Origin of the sequence: Moorena sp. SIO3B2, assembly GCF_010692525.1 — a bacterium.
Taxonomy (GTDB): domain Bacteria; phylum Cyanobacteriota; class Cyanobacteriia; order Cyanobacteriales; family Coleofasciculaceae; genus Moorena; species Moorena producens.
The window spans coordinates 1-1,144 of record NZ_JAAHHE010000957.1; the positions used below are offsets into that span (position 1 = coordinate 1).

1 protein-coding gene is annotated in these 1,144 nt (G+C 36.1%); it reads left to right on the forward strand.

What is annotated here, in order from left to right; genetic code table 11:
* Positions 1 to 316: 316 nt before the first annotated feature.
* Positions 317 to 970 carry a WD40 repeat domain-containing protein gene (locus F6K38_RS42680; protein WP_287360952.1) on the forward strand — a complete coding sequence of 218 codons (654 nt, stop codon included), beginning with the start codon at positions 317 to 319 and terminating at the stop codon, positions 968 to 970.
* Positions 971 to 1,144: the final 174 nt, after the last annotated feature.

Genomic DNA, 1,144 nt, shown 5'->3' on the forward strand with positions numbered 1-1,144 from the left:
ATTAAGTCAAGCTTCTGAAACCAATCAAATTATTGGGCTAGGTATTGCATCCAATAACTTGTTGGTTTGTATAACTAATCAAATACCGTCATCTTATCAATTTTTGACTGTCTGGAATTACCGTAAAAATAAGAGAATTTTCGATTTCGATTTAATGTCAATTTATCAATATTATTATCTTTATTTAATTTTATTGATATCTATTGTTTTCCTATCAATTTTTATATATTTTTTATTTTTATATATTAAATATTTCTTGTCATTTTGGCTTGTATTTTTATTTTTGTTATTATTATTAAGTGCATTTTTTTATGTATTGGATAAAATACTATATTATATAATAACCTTCATATTTTATGATTCCGCAACAACTCTATCAATCACCCCAGATGGCAACTATGTAATTGCTGGTTCAACTAACAGCACTATTGAAGTTTGGCATCTCGAAACCAAAAAAATACGTTTTGTCCTCAAAGGTCATGACAATGAAATAACTAGTTTAGCTATCACCCCAGATGGTAAGTATTTGGTTTCTGGCTCCAAGGATAAAACCATCAAACTTTGGAATCTAGAAACTAGAAAGGAATGTTTCACCCTTAAAGGTCATGGTGATTCAGTCAATACTCTCGCCGTAACCCCTGATGGTAACTACGTCGTGTCTGGCTCCAAAGATAAGACTATCAAAATTTGGGATTTGGAAAAGCGAGAGGAAATCTTTACCTTTACAGGTCATACCGACTCCATAAATCGGATCAAAGTAACATCCAACGGTAAGCTAGTAATTTCTGCATCCTCCGATAAAACACTCCAAGTCTGGGATTTCGAGACTAGGGAAGTTATTGCTACGTTTACTGGAGAAAGTGCGATCAACTGTTGTGCCGTTGCACCAGATGATGTCACCATTGTCGCAGGGGATGAAGGGGGAAATATGCATTTTTTGCGCTTGGAGGGAGTAGGGAGTAGGGAGTAGGGAGTAGGGAGTAGTAATAAGATTTGATTCTTTCTTGATGCAGTCGATCATAAAACAAGCACAAGAGATCCTGTTGCCTCAGTCTTCAAATCCATAGAAGTAGAGTGGGCATCCTGCCCGCGCGACAATAAGCATGAAACTGGCATCCTGCCCGCGCGACAATCTAAGAGAATA